This is a genomic window from Paenibacillus sp. F024, from assembly GCF_057814255.1.
This window is the reverse complement of record NZ_JBVASZ010000001.1, coordinates 34,164-51,124: the sequence shown is the minus strand read 5'-3', so window position 1 is coordinate 51,124 and position 16,961 is coordinate 34,164. Positions and strand designations below refer to the sequence as shown.

Sequence of the window (16,961 nt, the reverse complement as noted above, 5' to 3'; positions counted from 1 at the left end):
GTGGGCAAGGGGGGAGATGAGTTGACTCAAACCATAATCGATATTGCTAGAGAAGCCAATGTCTCTACGGCTACCGTTTCCCGAGTCATTAATAATCATCCTCATGTAAGTCCCAAAACTCGAAGCAAAGTGATCGAGATTTTGAAAAAGTCGGGATATCAACCGGATTTGATCGCGAGAAGTATGGTAAAAAAAAGAAGCGGCAATATTGGTTTGATCGTAGGTTCATTAAGCAACCCGTTTTATGCGGAAACGGCTCAGCTGATCACGTCCATTGCCAATAAGCATCATACCCATGTCACTTTATGCTGTACCGGGGATGATGATGATCCCAAGAAGCAGGAAGAGTTTATTACCTTTTTAATGCAAAGAAGGGTGGATGGCATTATTATTGGGTCCATCCGAAGACACGATGATAAGCTGTTGGACTTACTTGAAGAGCAGGTACCCTGTGTTCTTTATAATAAACGATTAGATTCGAACAAATTCGATTATGTTGTGTTAGACAATAAGAATGGTGCTTTTCAAGCGGTTCAACACTTAATTGAATCAGGTCATACCCGTATAGGCTTTTTGCATGGCTCTACTACGATGTCCACAAGCTACGAAAGAGTTCAGGGTTATATGGAAGCTATGAATAAGTACAATTTATCGGTCAGAGAAGAATGGATACATGAAATCAACTATCAGAAAGCTGTCCAGGATATTCCTAGGAGCATTCAATTGATGATGGGATCTCGATATAAGCCTACGGCTATTTTCACCACGATGGACTGGATGGCGTTGATCGCATTGGGTTATTTAAGCGATAACGGATACCGCATTCCTGTTGATATCGCCGTCGTAGGCTTTGATAACATAGATTTGGCTTCACTCGGTTTTATTCAGCTTACTACGGTTGAACAAAGAAAGGAAGAAATGGCTACATTGGCTATAGAGCGATTAATGCAGAGAATAGATAATCCGGAATATACAAGCGGTACGTTTCAGATTGTATTAAAGCCTAATTTGGTCAAAAGAATCACTTGCGGCAGCAACAGGAAAATCAAGTGGCCTTTTTAAATTTTAATGAAGGCTTCAGTACATCGCTGAAAGGAAGGACATATTCCTATGTTAAAAACAGATGAGCAGACGGTAACCGCATCTCAACAGAACAAAAGCCAAGCAGCTGGAATGAAGGCGCAAGTGGACGTGCTTGATTATTTGATGCAGCCGGAGGTTCAAGAATCATTAACGGTTCTGGTTGAACATCTGCCGAGGTTAGCCGAAATGATTACCCATCTCACGAAAGCCTATGAGGTCATACAATCGGTTGCAGGCGACCGGATCTTGCTTGAGGATTTTAGGAGCGGGATGGAGGAGTTCATTCATCCGATTCATACAAAAGTAAAGGATATCGCTTCTGCGGCCGTTGAAGCCAGTGATCGGGCACAAATGGATGCGAATACCATCGGTCTGTTTGGCATCCTGAGAATGCTTAAGGACCCCGAGGTCCAACACATGCTGCGTTTTGCTCAAGCCTTCTTAGCCGTCTTGTCTGAACGCAGAAACAAGCTTAAACCATAGGCTTATGATCAGAATGGAGGATAAGGATGGTAAAGCAAATTTTGATCCTGGGTGGCGGATACGGCGGTTTATTGAGTGCGACCACACTACGGAATTTCATGCAGGCTGAAGAAGCTTCGATTACGGTTGTAAATCGCTTTTCTACTCATCAAATCATTACGGAGCTGCACCGTTTGGCTGCGGGAAACTTGTCGGAAAGAGCGGTCGCGCTGCCGCTCGATAGGCTGCTGCGGGGCAAAGCGATTGACATTCGAATCGACAATGTGAAAAAGATCGCGCCGGAAGAGAAAAGGGTCTATTTGTCCGGGGGCACTTCCTTGAGCTATGACTTGCTGGTCATTGCATTAGGCAGCGAAACCGCCTTTTTCGGGATACCGGGTTTGCAGGAGCATAGCTTTATTCTAAAGTCGGTGAGTGATGCGAACCGGCTGCGTGCACACATAACAGACCGGATTAAGGAATACGCACAAACGAAGGACAAAGCTGACGCTACGTTTGTGGTTGGCGGCGGCGGGCTGACCGGTGTGGAACTGGTAGGAGAATTGGCCGATATTCTTCCTGAGCTGTGCGTTAGGCACGGTGTAAACCTTCAAGACATTTCTTTGTATTGCGTAGAGGCGTTTCCGACCATTCTTCCGGGCTTTGCTCCGGAGCTGGTGGAGCGTGCACAAATCAGTCTTCAAAAGCGCGGGGTCCAATTTATAACCGGAATTCCCATCACGGAACTGAAAGAAACCACCGTAACTCTCAAAGACGGCACCAAAATCGAAACGAAGACGCTGGTTTGGACGGGCGGGGTGCAGGGCAATGCTGTCGTGGGCTCTTCGGGAATTGAAGTGAACCGCGGTCGCGCCATGGTCACTGAATTTTTGCAGTCTACCTCGCATCCGGATGTATTTTTGGCCGGTGACAGTGCCGTTGTGATGAACCCGGATGGAAGACCGTACCCTCCGACCGCACAATTGGCCTGGCAGATGGGCGAAACCGTTGGACATAATATCTTTGCTTCCATCCGGGGACTGCCGATGCGGGAGTTCAAACCGGTTTTCTCCGGCACATTAGCCAGCCTTGGAAGAAAAGACGCCATAGGTACGGTGGGTGAAAGCCAGATGCGATTAATGGGAGTGCCTGCTTCGTTTATGAAGGATGCCAGCCATATCCGGTATTTGACTCATATCAAGGGTCTTTTTTCATTAGCTTATTAAATGAATTAAAGCCTTTTAAGGATGTCATTGAAAAATTATTGGATACGGGTGTGATTGTGGAACATTCCCGAAATTAAAAACAGAAGAAAAATGAAGGAAAGGCTAGCCAAAATGATGCTTTGGCTGGCCTTTTATTATTTCAGATGCAAGTTAATCAGCTCAAGCCCGGAAGATGTAAATCAAAAATCCTATTCACAATTATGGTAATATTAAATAGAATCGGTAATGAATGCGATATTATTAGTGGAAAAGGGGGATGGGTTTCATGAGTAGGAAAATCAGCCGTAGAGATTTTTTGGCACAAATGGCTAGATGGGGGATAACCGGCATGGGACTTGCTCTCGGAAGCCATGTCCTTCTTTCTTGTTCAAAGGAGGATCAACCGGCCATAAACATATCGAGCTTCCAAAACAAACCTAATGGATTTGTAGCCTACTCCAATAAAAGTCTAGGATATTATTTTTTCGTAATCCAGCAGGAAGCGATCAACCGTGCCGTTGAGGCAAGGGGGTGGGGATTTAAAGCGACGATCGCTGATATGGACCCGGGCAAACAATTCGTTCAATTCGAAGACTCCCTATCCCAAAAGCCTCTCGCTATTATCAACGACCCCGTCAATAGCGAAGGCTTTACCAATTCGATTGAAAGAGCGAACAGCCACGGGATACCGGTCGGCATTATCGATAACCCCATATCCAGCGGGGACGTGGCCATTACCGTAACGGTTGATAATTATAAAGCGGGACAAATGGCTGCGCAAAAAGTGATTGAAGGGTTGACCGTCAAATATGGAGAACCCCGCGGGATCATATTGAATTGCTATGGCCCTTTAAAGGCGTTGGCCTTTCAGCTCCGGAAGGAAGGCTTTGAGACGGAAGTAAGCAAATATGAAAAGATCACCCTTCTTAGCATACCGACAGAGGGTGACATGACCAATGCACATCGTGCTAGCATTTACACGCTCCAAAAATATCCTGATCTTGATGCGGTACATGTAGCATCCGAAACTCCAGCCCGCGGTACTTATCAAGCGTTGAAGGAAAGAGGATTGCTTCATCCCGTAGGATCCGACCGGCATGTTATTTTTGTTACGATTGATGGCGAGCCTATTGCTCATGAATGGATTAACGAAGAGATTCTGGACGCCTCCATTTCCCAAGACCCTATCGCATACGGTGAAATCTGTGTGGAAATGCTGGACAATTATTCGCTGAAAGGGCTGAAGGTTCCGCTGGGAGAATATTCGAACAGCAAATACTATTGGGAAAAGGCAAAAATTATCGGCAGTCCCACAGGACCAAGCATGGTTTTACCCCCTTTTGAGCTAAACAAGAAAAATATTAAGGATAAACGTCTATGGGGAAATATCGCATTTAACGATTGGGGCATTAAATATCTATAAGGGGATGGGTACGGCATGATTCGAATTTTCCTCACTTTTCTGCGAAGGAGTATTAAGTTCCGTCTACTATTATGGTTTATTCTCATCAGCATGCTTCCTATTTTACTGGTAGGTATTATTCCTTACCAAAAATCCCAAAAAATCGTTAAGGGTCAAGTGCTTGAGTTCGCTCAAAGTGCGGTCAACCAGTTAAACGAAAATATTAACTATCATTTGAAAGATATGGAGCTCATGTCTCGCATTGTGTATTATCAATTATTTTCCATAATGGAAAAAGAAAATAGGAACGGACAACGATCCCATGCGCAAAGCTCGAGTCATGACTTGGATCAAGAGGGTCTGAGCGAGCTTTTGAAGGCATTAAAAAATAACCGCACATTTTTTGATGAAATTCATGTCATTACCGATGAAAAATCGTATACGACAGCGGTCGATATCGATACAAGCCTGCTGACCTCCAAAGAATGGTACAGAAATGCTGCATACCGTGCAGGGGAAAAATCGTGGATCGGCCCTCACTCCAGTGATTATTCCTTGAACGAACCGAAATCCGGACAAGTCATTTCGTTGGTTTATCCCATCATTTTGCCTAGGTCCGATGTTATAGCTACGGTGGTTATCGATATGAAACAGGACATCTTGGATCGTCTTTTTCTAAACGCAAATTTAAAAAGCTTGGGTACGCTCGTGTTGATCGATAAGAACGGTTATATCATTTACAGCACGGATCAGTCATTATTTCATGATGCGCAAGGAAGCAATCAAAGGTATATCACCAATACGAGTTTTATTGAAAAGCTGCATGATAATAACAGCTTTATTTATGATATCAACTTTTTCAGCGGATGGAAGGTAGCCGCCTTAATTCCTAATGATCAAATCGAACAAAGCTTTGCCGACATCAGGAAGATTGTCCTTTGGCTGCTGGCTATTTTCTTAATCATCTCGATCCTGTTAGGGTGGACCTTATCCGACAGATTTATTAAACCTCTCCGACAGCTGCAAAAGGACATGAGAGAGGTGAAGCAGGGCAATTTTAATATCCGTTCCTCTGTAGATACCGAAGACGAAATCGGGGATTTGAGCCGGAGCTTCAATCAAATGGTGGAGGAAATCAAAACGCTGATCGAAAGCAACGCCGAAAAGGAAAGGAAAAAGAAGCATATTGAGATGCAATCCCTTCAATACCAAATTAACCCTCATTTTTTGTATAACACATTAAATTCCGTTCAATGGCTTGCCAAGCTTCATAAAGTCCCGAACATCAGCGAAATGTTAACCGATTTGATCAAACTGCTCCGTGCAAGTCTAAATTCAAGCAGTTATTTGCACATGCTCGAAGAGGAATTGGAAATGCTGTCCTATTATGTGAAGATTCAAAAGCATCGTTTTGGCGAACAATTTCAGTTTACATACCAGATTCAACCGAGCCTGTTTACCGCTATGGTCCCAAGGTTTATTTTACAGCCGTTGGTTGAGAACGCAGTGCTTTCACGCTTTTTCGGGTAAGGAGGGGATCATCACGATAAGCGCTGACCAAAAGGAACAAAGGATTGAAATTAAAGTAGAGGACAATGGTGGAGGTATGTCTGAAGAAACCGTATATCATATTTTGAATCCGAAGGAAAAAACAAAAAATTCCAGCGGCATCGGGATCAAAAATGTGAATGATAAAATCAAGCTGTATTTTGGCGAAGCCTACGGACTGTCGGTTAACAGCGAATTAGGCAGCGGTACGACGATCACCATCCGTCTGCCTTATGTACCCAAGCAAACAGCAGAGAATATGAGCGTTTCATTATAACCATCCAATCAAAGGGTATACTCTTACGAAACAAGCCATGGATACCGCGATTTTTCTACTTCTCAGGTTATAAGAAGGAGAAAAAGGGGGACCGGGCTTTTTTGTTTGGATGGAATGAATGGATTGAATAAAAAAGTATACTCATTTAGAAAGAATGTCTACTTTTATTCCCCTGTCGGATTTCTTATCATTGCATTAAAGAAAGCGCTTTTATTTCCATCGCCTTGTTACCCTTTACCTCCAACAGGTGCTCAGAAAGGAGAATTCTCGTGCCGCCTTTATTACAAATGAAGAATGTAACGAAATGGTTTCCGGGTGTTAAAGCGTTGGATGGGGTAAACATCGAGGTACACCGTTCGGAAATTCTCGCACTATTAGGTGAGAATGGCGCCGGCAAATCTACATTAATGAAAATTTTAGCCGGAGTTTATCAGCCGGACCAGGGTGAAGTGATTCTTGAAGGTGAGCACGTAGTCATTGAGGGACCCAAGCATTCTCAGCATTTGGGTATCAGTATTATTTATCAAGAATTCAATCTGATCCCTTACCTTAGCATTGCTGAGAATATATTTCTTGGAAGGGAACCTATTAAAGTCAGAGGGGTCATCGACTGGAAGGAACTGCATCGGCAAACGGGGCAGCTGCTTGAGCGGGTAGGGCTTGAATCGATCTCCTCAAGGACGTGGGTGTCTGAATTATCAGTGGCAGAGCAGCAGCTCGTAGAGATTGCTAAAGCTTTGTCCTATGCTTCGAAAATCATTATTATGGATGAACCTACGGCCGCTCTGAATGATGAAGATACAAGAAAACTTCTGAAAATCATGAGGGAGCTAAGGGATGACGGGATGGGCATTATTTTCATTACTCATCGTTTGGAGGAGGTGGAACAAGCTGCCGACCGGATCACGGTCATCAGGGATGGCAAGTACATAGGCACGGCGAAAGCGAGGGGTTTATCAAAGGACGAGATCATCAAGATGATGGTAGGACGCGACATAATGGAGTTATTCCCGGAAAGAACCAAGGTTAGGGAAGAAATTGTGCTTCAAGTCAAAGCGCTCACAGTCGAAGGAGTTTTACATGATATTTCATTCCAGGTCAGAAAGGGGGAGGTGCTCGGAGTTGCCGGTTTGATGGGTTCAGGGAAGACGGAGTTATCCAGAGCATTATTCGGTCTCTATAAGGAAATGAAAGGTTTGGTCGAAATGAATGCCAAATCGATTAAATCCCCAAGAGAGGCGATCGATGCCGGAGTCGCTTTGGTTACGGATGACCGAAAACAGGAAGGACTGATATTAAATTTGTCGGTAGCGGCCAATTTATTGCTTCCTGCGTTGAGGAGAATATCCAAATACGGAATATTGTTCAAATCCCGTCAACTCCCGATTTTGGATAAATGGGTCCGCCATCTAAAAATCAAAGTACATCATACGGACGTAGAAGTGAAAAATCTAAGCGGCGGGAATCAGCAAAAGGTTGTGCTGGGGAAATGGCTGCAAATGAATCCGCAGCTGCTTATTATGAACGAACCGACGAGAGGCATAGATGTGGGCGCCAAAACGGAGATTTATCAGATGATAAAAAATCTGACGGAACAAGGGATATCTATTCTGTTAATTTCCTCTGAGATGCCGGAATTGCTGGGCTTAAGCCATAGGATTATGGTGATGCACGAGGGACGGATCGCAGGTGTTATGGCAATCCAGGACGCCACACAAGAAAAAGTATTTATTTACGCATCGGGAGGACAAATCCATGAATAATGAAACGGCTCTAATGCGTAACGGATCTAAACCCAAAGTCAAATGGATAGCTTTATTAGGTAAGTACAGAGTCGTATTGATTTTTTTGTTGATTATCGCTATAGCCGCGGTACTGTCGGACAATTTTTTTACTGCCAGTAATCTTTTAAATGTATTAAGACAGGTTTCGGTTACCGCCATCATCGCAGCAGGGATGACTTTGGTCATTATCATCGCCGGCATAGATTTGTCTGTCGGTTCCGTTATGGCATTTTCCGGAGCGATAGCCGCCGGCGTCATGACGGCAGGAATGCCTTTTGGCGTTGCGGTCTTGGCTGCTTTAGCCGTCGGGTTGGTATTGGGACTGTTTAATGGATTGATCGTGGCTAAAGGCGGTGTTCCATCCTTCATTGCTACGCTTGCGGTTATGGTCATAGCCAGGGGGCTTACTCTTCTCTATACAAACGGATATCCTCTAGCTGTCAATCATGAAGCCTTTCGCTATATCGGAAATGGCAAGTTAGCGGGAATCCCCATTCCTATCCTCATTATGGTAGTTCTTTATCTCATCATGTATTGGGGACTGCGAAATACCAGTTTTGGGCGTTACATCTATGCCATCGGCGGCAATGAAGAAGCGGCCCGTTTGGCAGGGATTCCTGTAAATCTGATCAAGGTAGCCGTGTTCGGAATAGCGGGGCTGCTGTCCTCCGTTTCAGCCATGATCTATACATCTCGATTAATGTCGGCTCAACCTACGGCCGGATTGGGGATTGAACTGGATGCGATAGCCGCCGTCATTATCGGAGGCACCAGTCTGGCAGGCGGGAAAGGGGGGATTGTCGGGACCTTAATCGGCGCCCTGATTATGGGGGTGTTGGACAACATATTAAATTTGGTCAATGTATCCCCGTTCTATCAAAGTATTGTCAAAGGCTGTGTGATTTTGGTCGCTGTACTCATCGACAGCAAGATTTCCAAATTAAAATCAGGGTGAAAAGGAGATTCAAATGATGAAAAAAATGACGTTTCAAATGAAGCTGCTGCTTCTGTTTGTCTTCGCTTTAGCCGGATGCAGTGAAGCCAATAGCGGTCAAAATGCACAACAGACCAACACGGATAAACCGGAAGATAGCAACAAGACGGTCAAGGTCGGTTTCTCTCTGAATACGTTAAACAATCCATTTTTCGTGGATATGAAAAGCGGTGTTGAAGCGCAGGCCAAAGCGTCGGGAGTCCAAGTGGTCATTACAGACGCGCAGAACGATCCGGGTAAACAGCTGGCGGATATAGAAAACCTGCTCCAGCAAAAGGTGGATGTGTTGATGATCGACCCAGCCGATAGTGACGCGATTGTAGAAGCGGTTCGCAGAGCCAATGATGCCGACATGCCTGTCTTTACGATTGACCGTGTGTCCAATGGAGGTAAATTGTTGGCGCACCTGGGCTATAACCAAATCGAAGCGGGTGAAATGGCGGCAAAGTTCATAGCGGAGACATTAAATGGCAAGGGGAATGTGGTGGAAATTCAAGGCATTATAGGCACAAGCTCGGCACAAGACCGAACAAAAGGATTCAACGATTATATCGCAAAGTATCCGGATATCAAGGTCATTGCCAGACAGGCCGCAGATTACGACAGAGGCAAAGGCTTAAAAGTCATGGAGGATATTCTTCAGGCTCATGCTCAAATTGATGCGATCTTTTGCGCCAATGATGAGTCGGCTATTGGTGCCATATCCGCACTTGAAGCTGCGGGACGACTGGGCCAAGTGAAGGCGATTATCGGAGTTGATGCGGTCGATCCGGCCTTAGATTCCATTCGTCAAGGAAAATTGACGGCTACGGTAATGCAATCACCGTATTTTCTAGGCAAAGAAGGGATGAAAACAGCGGTTCGAATCGCCAAAGGAGAAACGATAGAAAAAGAAGTCGTCTTAGAGTCGAAGCTGGTGACCAAGGAAAATGTCGATCAAGTGAAAACACGGGATTAACGCATCCAAATAAATTCAGCGGGAGGCTTTCATATGTCTATTTTACACTTTTGTTCACCAACTCGGGTTATCATGGGGGAAAACGCTTTGGAGGAGCTTGGAAAAGAGGCTCATGCTCTGGGTAAAAGAGCTTTAATTGTGACAGATGCTGGGGTACGTCAAACAGGGTTGTTGGATATGATTACCGCAGCCTTGGAGAAGAGTCAAATCGCTTACTTTATATATGACGGCGTAGTAAGCAATCCGACAATAGCTAACGTTGAGCAGGGATTGAATGCGTTGAAGCAAAATGAATGCGACTTTCTTATTGCAGTAGGCGGGGGAAGTCCGATCGATACGGCAAAAGCGGTATCCATTGTGGCTACCAATGGGGGAACCGTCCGTGATTATGAAGGATTGGATAAGTTTACAACCCACCCCTTGTCCATGATTACCGTACCTACTACGGTTGGAACCGGCAGCGAGGTTACATTCGGCTCCGTCATCTCGGATCATGAACGGAATGTCAAGATGGTCATTGCCTCAAGGAGGATCAATCCGGTTGTCGCGTTCCTGGATCCAAGAATGGTGAGCGGATTGCCGGGGCCCGTCTGCGCCGCTACTGGCATGGACGCCTTAACCCATGCGCTGGAAGGATATGTTGCGATAGGGGCAACCCCGATGACGGATGCTCTGAATCTGCACGCGATCCGCTTGATTGGACGTTTTCTTCGTCCGGCCGTAGCAGGTGACAAGGCTGCTCTTTATCAGATGTCCATTGCTTCTTGCCTGGCAGGGATCGGCTTCCATAATTCAGGATTAGGGCTTGTTCATGCTCTGGCCAATACGGCAGGAGGATATTTCCCTATTCATCATGGAATTGCCAACTCGATTATTTTACCTCATGTCATGGAATTCAATCTGATTGCCAGACCGGGTAAATTCGCAGAGATTGCCGCTGCCCTGGGAGAGCATATCGAAGGAATAAGTGAAAGAGAGGCTGCAGGACGCGCAGTGAAGGCGGTTAGACAACTAATGAAGGATGTGGGATTGCCGACCAAATTAGCTGAAGTAGGCGTTAAGGAAGAGGCCATACCGCAAATGGCTGAAGATTGCTTAATTCAATGGGATCGGGCAGGGAATCCAAGACGGAATTCGGTGAAGGATATAGAAATGCTCTACCGTGCTGCGCTTTAGCCCGGTAGTGATGAAGTCGTGTCCAATCGTCTCCTGTCCGGCTGCTTCTGTGCCGCTGGAGGAGACGGTTCTTCCTGTTTTCGTAAGCATTAGAAAAATGTTAGGAGGCATGCTGAGATGAACAGCAAAATACCGTTGGAAATAGGGCAATCGGTTTCCTTCAGCAAAACTGTCGGAGAATCGGATGTTTATCTGTTTGCAGGAATTACAGGCGATTTGAATGCGAATCATGTGAATGAAGCGTTTATGAGTCATACCCCTTACAAGCAGCGCATAGCCCATGGCGTGTTGTCTATTGGCTTTGCCTCTACCGCTTCAACGCTAATGATCGAACAGTCCGGATGGACTGCTGTTTCTTACGGCTATGATCGAATTCGTTTTATGAAGCCCTTATTTATTGGCGATACGATTACAGTAACGTATACCATAGAGGAAAAGGAAGACGAAAACTTAAAAACCTTTTCCAGCTTTGAGATCGTGAACCAAAAAGGAGAGCTATGCGCCGTCGGGAAGCATATTCTTAAATTTATGGTATAGCGCGGGTGGAAGCGGAGGGCTTAACGATGCTCCAAGCCGTTGAAAAGGCCATAACAGCAGTAAATCGCTTTTTTCAAAAGAAAGTTGATTCAAAGGCAGCTAAGTTGAACTAATGAATCACACGAGTTACTTGATTACGCCGCAGCCATCGGCGAGGCATGGTACGGTACCCGAAATCTGCATAAACAACTTACGAACAGGAAAAGCTCCTCCTCATCTTGCCTGTATACACGCTGTGAGATCCTTTTGCGGGAAAAGCTCACGCTATTTTTTGAAAAACGTATCTTGTATAGGTAACAAGCCGAATTATAGGGGGGGGGATTCCCGTTAAATCCGGCATGCATATCTTGGAAGCAATGTAGAGTGAGCTTTTCCTGTTCCTTATTTAAAATTTCGTTTTAGCCATGTCCCTGATTTTTTTCCATTCTGTCAGATGCTTCTCGAGGCTGTCGATCAGTTGATCTACGTTTTTCAAAAAATCCTTTTCATTGTCCGTCTTGAGTTCTATGCTATTCCCCGGAATGGAAGCAGGTGCCGAAAGAGAAGATAGTAAATGCTGCAGCTGTTCTTCAATCGGTGCTGCCGATAGCTGATCTTGCTGCTCATTTTTCTTTGTCTTCGCATTCTTCTCCGCATTATCCTCCACGTTCTTTTCCACGTTCGCATTCTTCGCTGCCTTCGGTGGGGAAGGCTTTGCTCTTTCCGCTTTGTTTTGTTCATATACGGACCAGGTTTCAAGCAGCCCGGGGCCTGTTTTGTACAAGAGTTTGTCTTTTGTAGCGGGCGAGATATTTTTATCTTTGAATAACCGGGCGATTTTTTTGACATCACTTACAGGTATTTCATCCCGGGCGATAATCAAGGCCAACGGATCGCGGTGCTCGACCGGCAAATCTTTAAGAGGCAGGAGCTGGGCTTCGGTCAGCTTATCTTTCTTGATCTCCGTTCCGCTAACGATGATTTTTTTTACGGCCATGCCGAAATTCAGCAGCTCACACTTGTTTTTGATATAGGATTCCGGCTTTCCGAGCTTGCTGGATAAATACTTGGTGGAGCTGCTGAACTTGGGGTCGTTTAAAAGCTTGTGAAAGGCCTCGGCTTCTTCAATGGGAGAGAAGCCTTCTCTCGTTAAATTTTCTGCAATCTGCTCCAGGTAAATCTCCATCTCGTCCGTTGCGGTGGAGACAAGACAAGGGATGGTCCGGCGTCCCAGCATTTTGCAGGCTTTATATCTTCGATTCCCGTAGATGATTTTATAACGGCCGCCGCTTGTCGTTCTTACTTTGATCGGTGACAGCAAGCCAAGCTCTTCAATGCTTTTCATTAATTCCTGAAGCGCCTCTTCATCAAATTGATATCTGGGCTGCTCGGTATCCTCATCTATCAGATCGGTTAAAATTTCGGTGATTTCCATATTCATTCTAGCTCCTATCCTTCCATATAAATCCCCGGACAAAGCGCAGGGGGGAACACTCGAATATAACTATTATATAACATGGCTCTCCTGAAGAACATGCGGGATAAAAATACTAACCTTACATTCACAAAGATAGAGGCGGTTCTTCCGTTTCATTCCTGCTGTACTTACTTTTTATAAAATCGACATACGCTTTCACCACGGAAAGTTCCAAAGCCGCGTTACGATGAGCCAGCCAGGTTTTACGGGAGATCGGTTCGTTCTCTTCCGTGTACAGGTCTATGGTATGCAAAGTATCGGTTTCGCTGAGGCTGATGCTCGGGATGATGGCATAGCCTAATCCATTTTTGACGAGCTCAACACAGGTATCGATACGGTCAACCTCCATGGTGATCGAAGGGGGCTGATGAAAGGTCTTGTGCCACCAATGATCGATCGTATGCTTGAGATGGCTGTCCGTTTTGTAGTTGATTCTTGCCAAATGAGGAAGGTCCTTCAGATGGATCTGCTCTCTGGACGCTATCGTGACAGGCTCTTCATATAAAAAATAGCTGTGCTCATGCCAGTGATGATCCCCGCGCACAATGCCAATATGGACTTCGTCCTTATATAAATAATTGATAACCTCCGTACTCCACCCGGTTTTGACTATGATTTCAACATCCGGGTACAGCTTTAAAAATTGCTCGAGTAAAGCGGGCAGACGGTATCGCGCGAAATTACTGGATACGCCAAGCCGCAGCGTGCCTTGCACAGTATGTCCCATGTTTTGTATTTTTTCTTTTGTTTTTCGGATATCCTTCAGAATTTGGTCGGCGAGCTTTACCAGACATTCGCCCTCTGCAGTAAATTCAACCCCTTTTTTTCCTCTGGAAACGATGGGGGTATTAAAATATTTTTCAAGATTTTGAATGCGATACGTGATAGCCGGCTGAGAAATATAGAGTATTTCAGCGGTTTTGCTGATATTTTTTTCTGCAAACAGCGTCTTCAGCAGTAAAAAGTCTTTTTCATCCATATCCGTACTCCTTCTTTAATAAAACTTATGGATAATGATAAAAATTCAATATTTTTGTTATTGATGGAATTATATTACAATACCATTACATGGAAAAGCAAGCATCAGCAACTTAGAACTAAATATAGGGGAGGGGGCAGAATCATTTCTGATATTGGAGGCGGATGCAGGTAAGCATCGGTTATCGATTTCACAGGCATGTTAATAAAAGAATGCGGGAGGTTTTTTACCATGCAATTGAAAGCGCTGCCATATAAAATGTTTAAGGTTATGCTGCCGGGACTGATCGCTTTGAGTTTAACCGCATGCGGCAATTCGTCGGAGCCGAATATGAAGATTGTCAATTCGGCCCCGGAGCAGACAAGCCCCGTATCCAACTACCCTGAAAAGCCGCTTGCCATCATAGCTCCATCCGGTCCGGGCGGCGGCTGGGACAGAACGGCAAGGGTTACGGCTAAAGTATTGACCGAAAACAAACTCGTCGGCCAAACGATAACGGTGGAAAACAAGCCGGGCGGTGGCGGAGCCGTATTTTTGGCGGAATATGCAACGAAGGATGTAAAGAACAACTACAAGCTCTTTGTCAGCTCACCCCCGATCCTGCTCAATCATTTAAAGAAGGAAGGAAATAGTCCTTTCGGTTACAGAGATACGACGCCTCTGGCGCAATTGATTAAAGATTACGGGGCAATCGTGGTGAACGCCAATTCCAAATTTACGGATTTGAAGTCACTGATTGATGCGTTAAAGACCGATCCGTCTCAAGTGACCTTTGCAGGAGGATCTGCTCCGGGATCCATGTACCATATGGTGTCTGTGCTTCCAGCGCTGAAAAGCGGCCTCGACGCGAAAAAGATCAAATACGTTTCTTATGATGGAACGGGTGAATCAATGACGGCTCTTCTGGGCGGTCATGCGGATGTGCTTAGTACGGACGCTTCGAGTCTGGGGGATTACGTGAAAGCAGGGAAAATTCGGGTGTTGGCGGTAGCTTCGCCGTCTCGTTTAGGGGGAGTCTTAAAGGATGCGCCAACCATGAAAGAGCAGGGTATCGATGCTGAATTTAACATTTGGAGGGGCATATTCGGTCCAAAGGAAATGGATAAGGACGCCTTTGACTATTGGGAAGCGAAGCTTCAAGAGATGGTCCGCTCGGACGCTTGGCAGCAAGAGCTGAAAGCCAACCATTGGGAGGGCGATTATAAGAATTCGGCCGATTTTAAAGATTTTCTGGAAAAGCAGGAGGCACAGATCAAGGAATTATTAACGGCAATCGGAATGGAAAAATAATATGTACCGGGAGAAAAGTATAAGTTAGTTTTATAATGATTTATAAAATATTAATATTATATTTATGATTTTGAATCATATACACTCAATTTAGGGTAATCAACTCCAAGCATCCATCTGCCCATAAAAACAGTCTCTGGAGGTTAGATCATGACAAACGCCAGTTCTAATCATTACGATGTCGTCGTTGTAGGTGCCGGTAATGCGGCTCTTTGTGCCGGGATATCGGCCAAGGAGGAAGGTGCCAAGGTTTTAATCCTGGAAAGAGGACCGCAGCATAAGCGCGGCGGAAATTCCTTTTTTACCGATGGCGCCATAAGGACCGCCTTTCATAACGTGGATGATATTCGGGAAGTCATTCCGGCCATAACGGATGAAGAAGCGGCTAAAATCCATATCCCGAGCTACAACGAAGAAGCTTATCTCGATGATTTAATGAGGGTAACCGGCGGCCAAAGCGATCCGCTATTAGCGAAGCACTTAACGGGACAATCCACCGATGTGATCAAATGGCTTCACCGCAATGGAGTGATTTTTGAACTCAATGAGAACCAATCCTTTGAGAAGGACGGCGTATTGACCTTTTGGGGGAACCTTCCTCTCAAAACGCAAAATAAAGGAGTCGGACTCATCGAACAGCTGAATAAACGCATAGAAGAGCTGGATATTGAGGTATGGTACAACGCTCGGGCGATCAAGCTGGTGAAGGAAAACAATCAAATTACGGCGATTCAAATCGAAAAGCCCGACGGGGTGGTCACCGTAAGCGCAGGATGCGTGATTTTGGCTTGCGGCGGCTTTGAAGCGAATAAAGCCATGCGTGCCGAGCATCTCGGTGCCGAATGGAACGCCGCCATCGTAAGAGGGACCGAGTATAACACCGGGGACGGTCTTACGATGGCGTTAGAGGTTGGGGCGCAGCCCTACGGCGATTGGGCGGGCTGCCATTCCATCGGAACTGACTATAAAGCGCCGGAGGTGGGCGATTTTACCAAGCCGGGGGACATATACAAAAAATCATCTTTTCCGCTGGGGCTTTTAGTGAATACAGAGGGAAAGCGATTTGTGGACGAGGGTGCCGATTTCAGGAATTATACGTACGCCAAATATGGCCGGGAAGTGTTAAAGCAGCCGGGTAATATGGCTTATCAAATTTTCGACGCCCAAGTGTATCCTATGCTTCGCAAGGAGTATCTGATTGAGGAAGCCACCTTTGTGCAAGCGGAAACCATTGAGGCATTGGCGGAGCTGCTGTCTGTCGAACAGGAGCCGTTTTTGCAAACCATTCAGGAGTACAATCAGGCTGTACAGGAAGGCGACTATAACCCAACCATAAAAGACGGCAAGGGTACGATAGGCATTACACCGCCTAAATCGAATTGGGCTTTGCGAATGGAGAAGGGCCCCTTTTATGCTTATCCGGTTACCTGCGGGATCACCTTTACCTTTGGCGGTATCCGCGTGAATACATATGGAGAGGTTCTCGACCAAGAGGGTATGCCTATCCCGGGTCTCTACGCTGCCGGTGAGATGGTGGGCGGGCTATTCTATGAAAATTACCCCGGAGGATCCGGATTAATGTCAGGCGCAGTCTTCGGCAAGTCAGCCGGAGGCTCCGCGGGCCGCTATACCAAAGAGAAAGTGAAAGCCTCGGCAAATGAATAAAGGAAGATTCGCTTGAGCGGCGCCAGCGCCCTTGGTTCTCCAAAGAAGGAGAGCTCAAGGGCGTTTTACATGGATGGACGTGCCGGATAAAGCGTGCTACACTTGTGGAGAATGCAAGAAGCGTGCTGGGTTAAGATCTCTACTA

The 16,961-nt window shown here is 45.7% G+C and carries 15 protein-coding genes; 13 read left to right on the top strand and 2 right to left on the bottom strand.

Annotated features, from left to right (window positions below):
* Window positions 1–21: 21 nt before the first annotated feature.
* From ACZYR9_RS00275 to ACZYR9_RS00225, 11 genes are all read left to right on the top strand, one after another.
* On the top strand, window positions 22–1,062 hold the full coding sequence (locus ACZYR9_RS00275; protein ID WP_488976447.1) for a LacI family DNA-binding transcriptional regulator: 1,041 nt from the start codon (window positions 22–24) through the stop codon (window positions 1,060–1,062).
* Window positions 1,063–1,110: 48 nt separating this feature from the next.
* Complete coding sequence (locus ACZYR9_RS00270; protein ID WP_488976446.1) at window positions 1,111–1,566, top strand: helical membrane plugin domain-containing protein; 456 nt, start codon at window positions 1,111–1,113, stop codon at window positions 1,564–1,566.
* A gap of 26 nt (window positions 1,567–1,592) precedes the next feature.
* Window positions 1,593–2,771: an NAD(P)/FAD-dependent oxidoreductase gene (locus ACZYR9_RS00265; RefSeq protein ID WP_488976445.1), complete on the top strand. Its 1,179-nt coding sequence runs from the start codon at window positions 1,593–1,595 to the stop codon at window positions 2,769–2,771.
* Between the two features lie 265 nt (window positions 2,772–3,036).
* Entirely contained in the window at window positions 3,037–4,173 is a 1,137-nt protein-coding gene (locus ACZYR9_RS00260) for a sugar ABC transporter substrate-binding protein (protein ID WP_488976444.1), read from the top strand.
* A gap of 15 nt (window positions 4,174–4,188) precedes the next feature.
* Complete coding sequence (locus tag ACZYR9_RS00255; RefSeq protein WP_488976443.1) at window positions 4,189–5,682, top strand: cache domain-containing sensor histidine kinase; 1,494 nt, start codon at window positions 4,189–4,191, stop codon at window positions 5,680–5,682.
* A complete protein-coding gene (locus ACZYR9_RS00250) occupies window positions 5,564–5,977 on the top strand; it encodes a sensor histidine kinase (RefSeq protein ID WP_488976442.1) in 414 nt (137 codons plus the stop codon). The genes ACZYR9_RS00255 and ACZYR9_RS00250 overlap by 119 nt, the downstream gene beginning before the upstream one ends.
* Window positions 5,978–6,246: 269 nt before the next feature.
* The gene (locus tag ACZYR9_RS00245) at window positions 6,247–7,740 is read left to right on the top strand and encodes a sugar ABC transporter ATP-binding protein (protein WP_488976441.1); all 1,494 of its coding nucleotides are present in this window, start codon (window positions 6,247–6,249) and stop codon (window positions 7,738–7,740) included.
* Window positions 7,733–8,716, top strand: coding sequence for an ABC transporter permease (locus ACZYR9_RS00240; protein WP_488976440.1), 984 nt, complete (start codon window positions 7,733–7,735; stop codon window positions 8,714–8,716). Before ACZYR9_RS00245 ends, ACZYR9_RS00240 begins: the two co-directional genes overlap by 8 nt.
* Before the next feature lie 13 nt (window positions 8,717–8,729).
* Window positions 8,730–9,713, top strand: a complete 984-nt coding sequence (locus tag ACZYR9_RS00235) for a substrate-binding domain-containing protein (protein WP_488976439.1) — start codon at window positions 8,730–8,732, stop codon at window positions 9,711–9,713.
* Between the two features lie 33 nt (window positions 9,714–9,746).
* Window positions 9,747–10,889 (top strand): iron-containing alcohol dehydrogenase, encoded by a 1,143-nt coding sequence (locus ACZYR9_RS00230; protein ID WP_488976438.1) that lies wholly within the window; start codon window positions 9,747–9,749, stop codon window positions 10,887–10,889.
* 117 nt (window positions 10,890–11,006) lie between these two features.
* Entirely contained in the window at window positions 11,007–11,426 is a 420-nt protein-coding gene (locus tag ACZYR9_RS00225; protein WP_488976437.1) for a MaoC family dehydratase, read from the top strand.
* A 385-nt stretch (window positions 11,427–11,811) separates the two neighbouring features.
* Here ACZYR9_RS00225 and ACZYR9_RS00220 read toward each other — a convergent pair whose 3' ends face one another.
* Entirely contained in the window at window positions 11,812–12,840 is a 1,029-nt protein-coding gene (locus ACZYR9_RS00220) for a ParB/RepB/Spo0J family partition protein (RefSeq protein ID WP_488976436.1), read from the bottom strand.
* A gap of 127 nt (window positions 12,841–12,967) precedes the next feature.
* The gene (locus ACZYR9_RS00215) at window positions 12,968–13,861 is read right to left on the bottom strand and encodes a LysR family transcriptional regulator (protein WP_488976435.1); all 894 of its coding nucleotides are present in this window, start codon (window positions 13,859–13,861) and stop codon (window positions 12,968–12,970) included.
* Between the two features lie 231 nt (window positions 13,862–14,092).
* Between ACZYR9_RS00215 and ACZYR9_RS00210 the strand changes: the two genes are divergently transcribed.
* Entirely contained in the window at window positions 14,093–15,151 is a 1,059-nt protein-coding gene (locus ACZYR9_RS00210; protein ID WP_488976434.1) for a tripartite tricarboxylate transporter substrate binding protein, read from the top strand.
* A gap of 150 nt (window positions 15,152–15,301) precedes the next feature.
* On the top strand, window positions 15,302–16,816 hold the full coding sequence (tcuA, locus tag ACZYR9_RS00205) for an FAD-dependent tricarballylate dehydrogenase TcuA (RefSeq protein ID WP_488976433.1): 1,515 nt from the start codon (window positions 15,302–15,304) through the stop codon (window positions 16,814–16,816).
* Window positions 16,817–16,961: the final 145 nt, after the last annotated feature.

Coding starts and splice junctions, on each gene's coding strand:
- ACZYR9_RS00215 (WP_488976435.1), bottom strand. CDS start 13,861: ATGGATGAAAAAGACTTTTTACTGCTGAAGACGCTGTTTGCAGAAAAA.
- ACZYR9_RS00235 (WP_488976439.1), top strand. CDS start 8,730: ATGATGAAAAAAATGACGTTTCAAATGAAGCTGCTGCTTCTGTTTGTC.
- ACZYR9_RS00255 (WP_488976443.1), top strand. CDS start 4,189: ATGATTCGAATTTTCCTCACTTTTCTGCGAAGGAGTATTAAGTTCCGT.
- ACZYR9_RS00225 (WP_488976437.1), top strand. CDS start 11,007: ATGAACAGCAAAATACCGTTGGAAATAGGGCAATCGGTTTCCTTCAGC.
- ACZYR9_RS00230 (WP_488976438.1), top strand. CDS start 9,747: ATGTCTATTTTACACTTTTGTTCACCAACTCGGGTTATCATGGGGGAA.
- ACZYR9_RS00260 (WP_488976444.1), top strand. CDS start 3,037: ATGAGTAGGAAAATCAGCCGTAGAGATTTTTTGGCACAAATGGCTAGA.
- ACZYR9_RS00220 (WP_488976436.1), bottom strand. CDS start 12,840: ATGGAAATCACCGAAATTTTAACCGATCTGATAGATGAGGATACCGAG.
- ACZYR9_RS00270 (WP_488976446.1), top strand. CDS start 1,111: ATGTTAAAAACAGATGAGCAGACGGTAACCGCATCTCAACAGAACAAA.
- tcuA (WP_488976433.1), top strand. CDS start 15,302: ATGACAAACGCCAGTTCTAATCATTACGATGTCGTCGTTGTAGGTGCC.
- ACZYR9_RS00210 (WP_488976434.1), top strand. CDS start 14,093: ATGCAATTGAAAGCGCTGCCATATAAAATGTTTAAGGTTATGCTGCCG.
- ACZYR9_RS00240 (WP_488976440.1), top strand. CDS start 7,733: ATGAATAATGAAACGGCTCTAATGCGTAACGGATCTAAACCCAAAGTC.
- ACZYR9_RS00265 (WP_488976445.1), top strand. CDS start 1,593: ATGGTAAAGCAAATTTTGATCCTGGGTGGCGGATACGGCGGTTTATTG.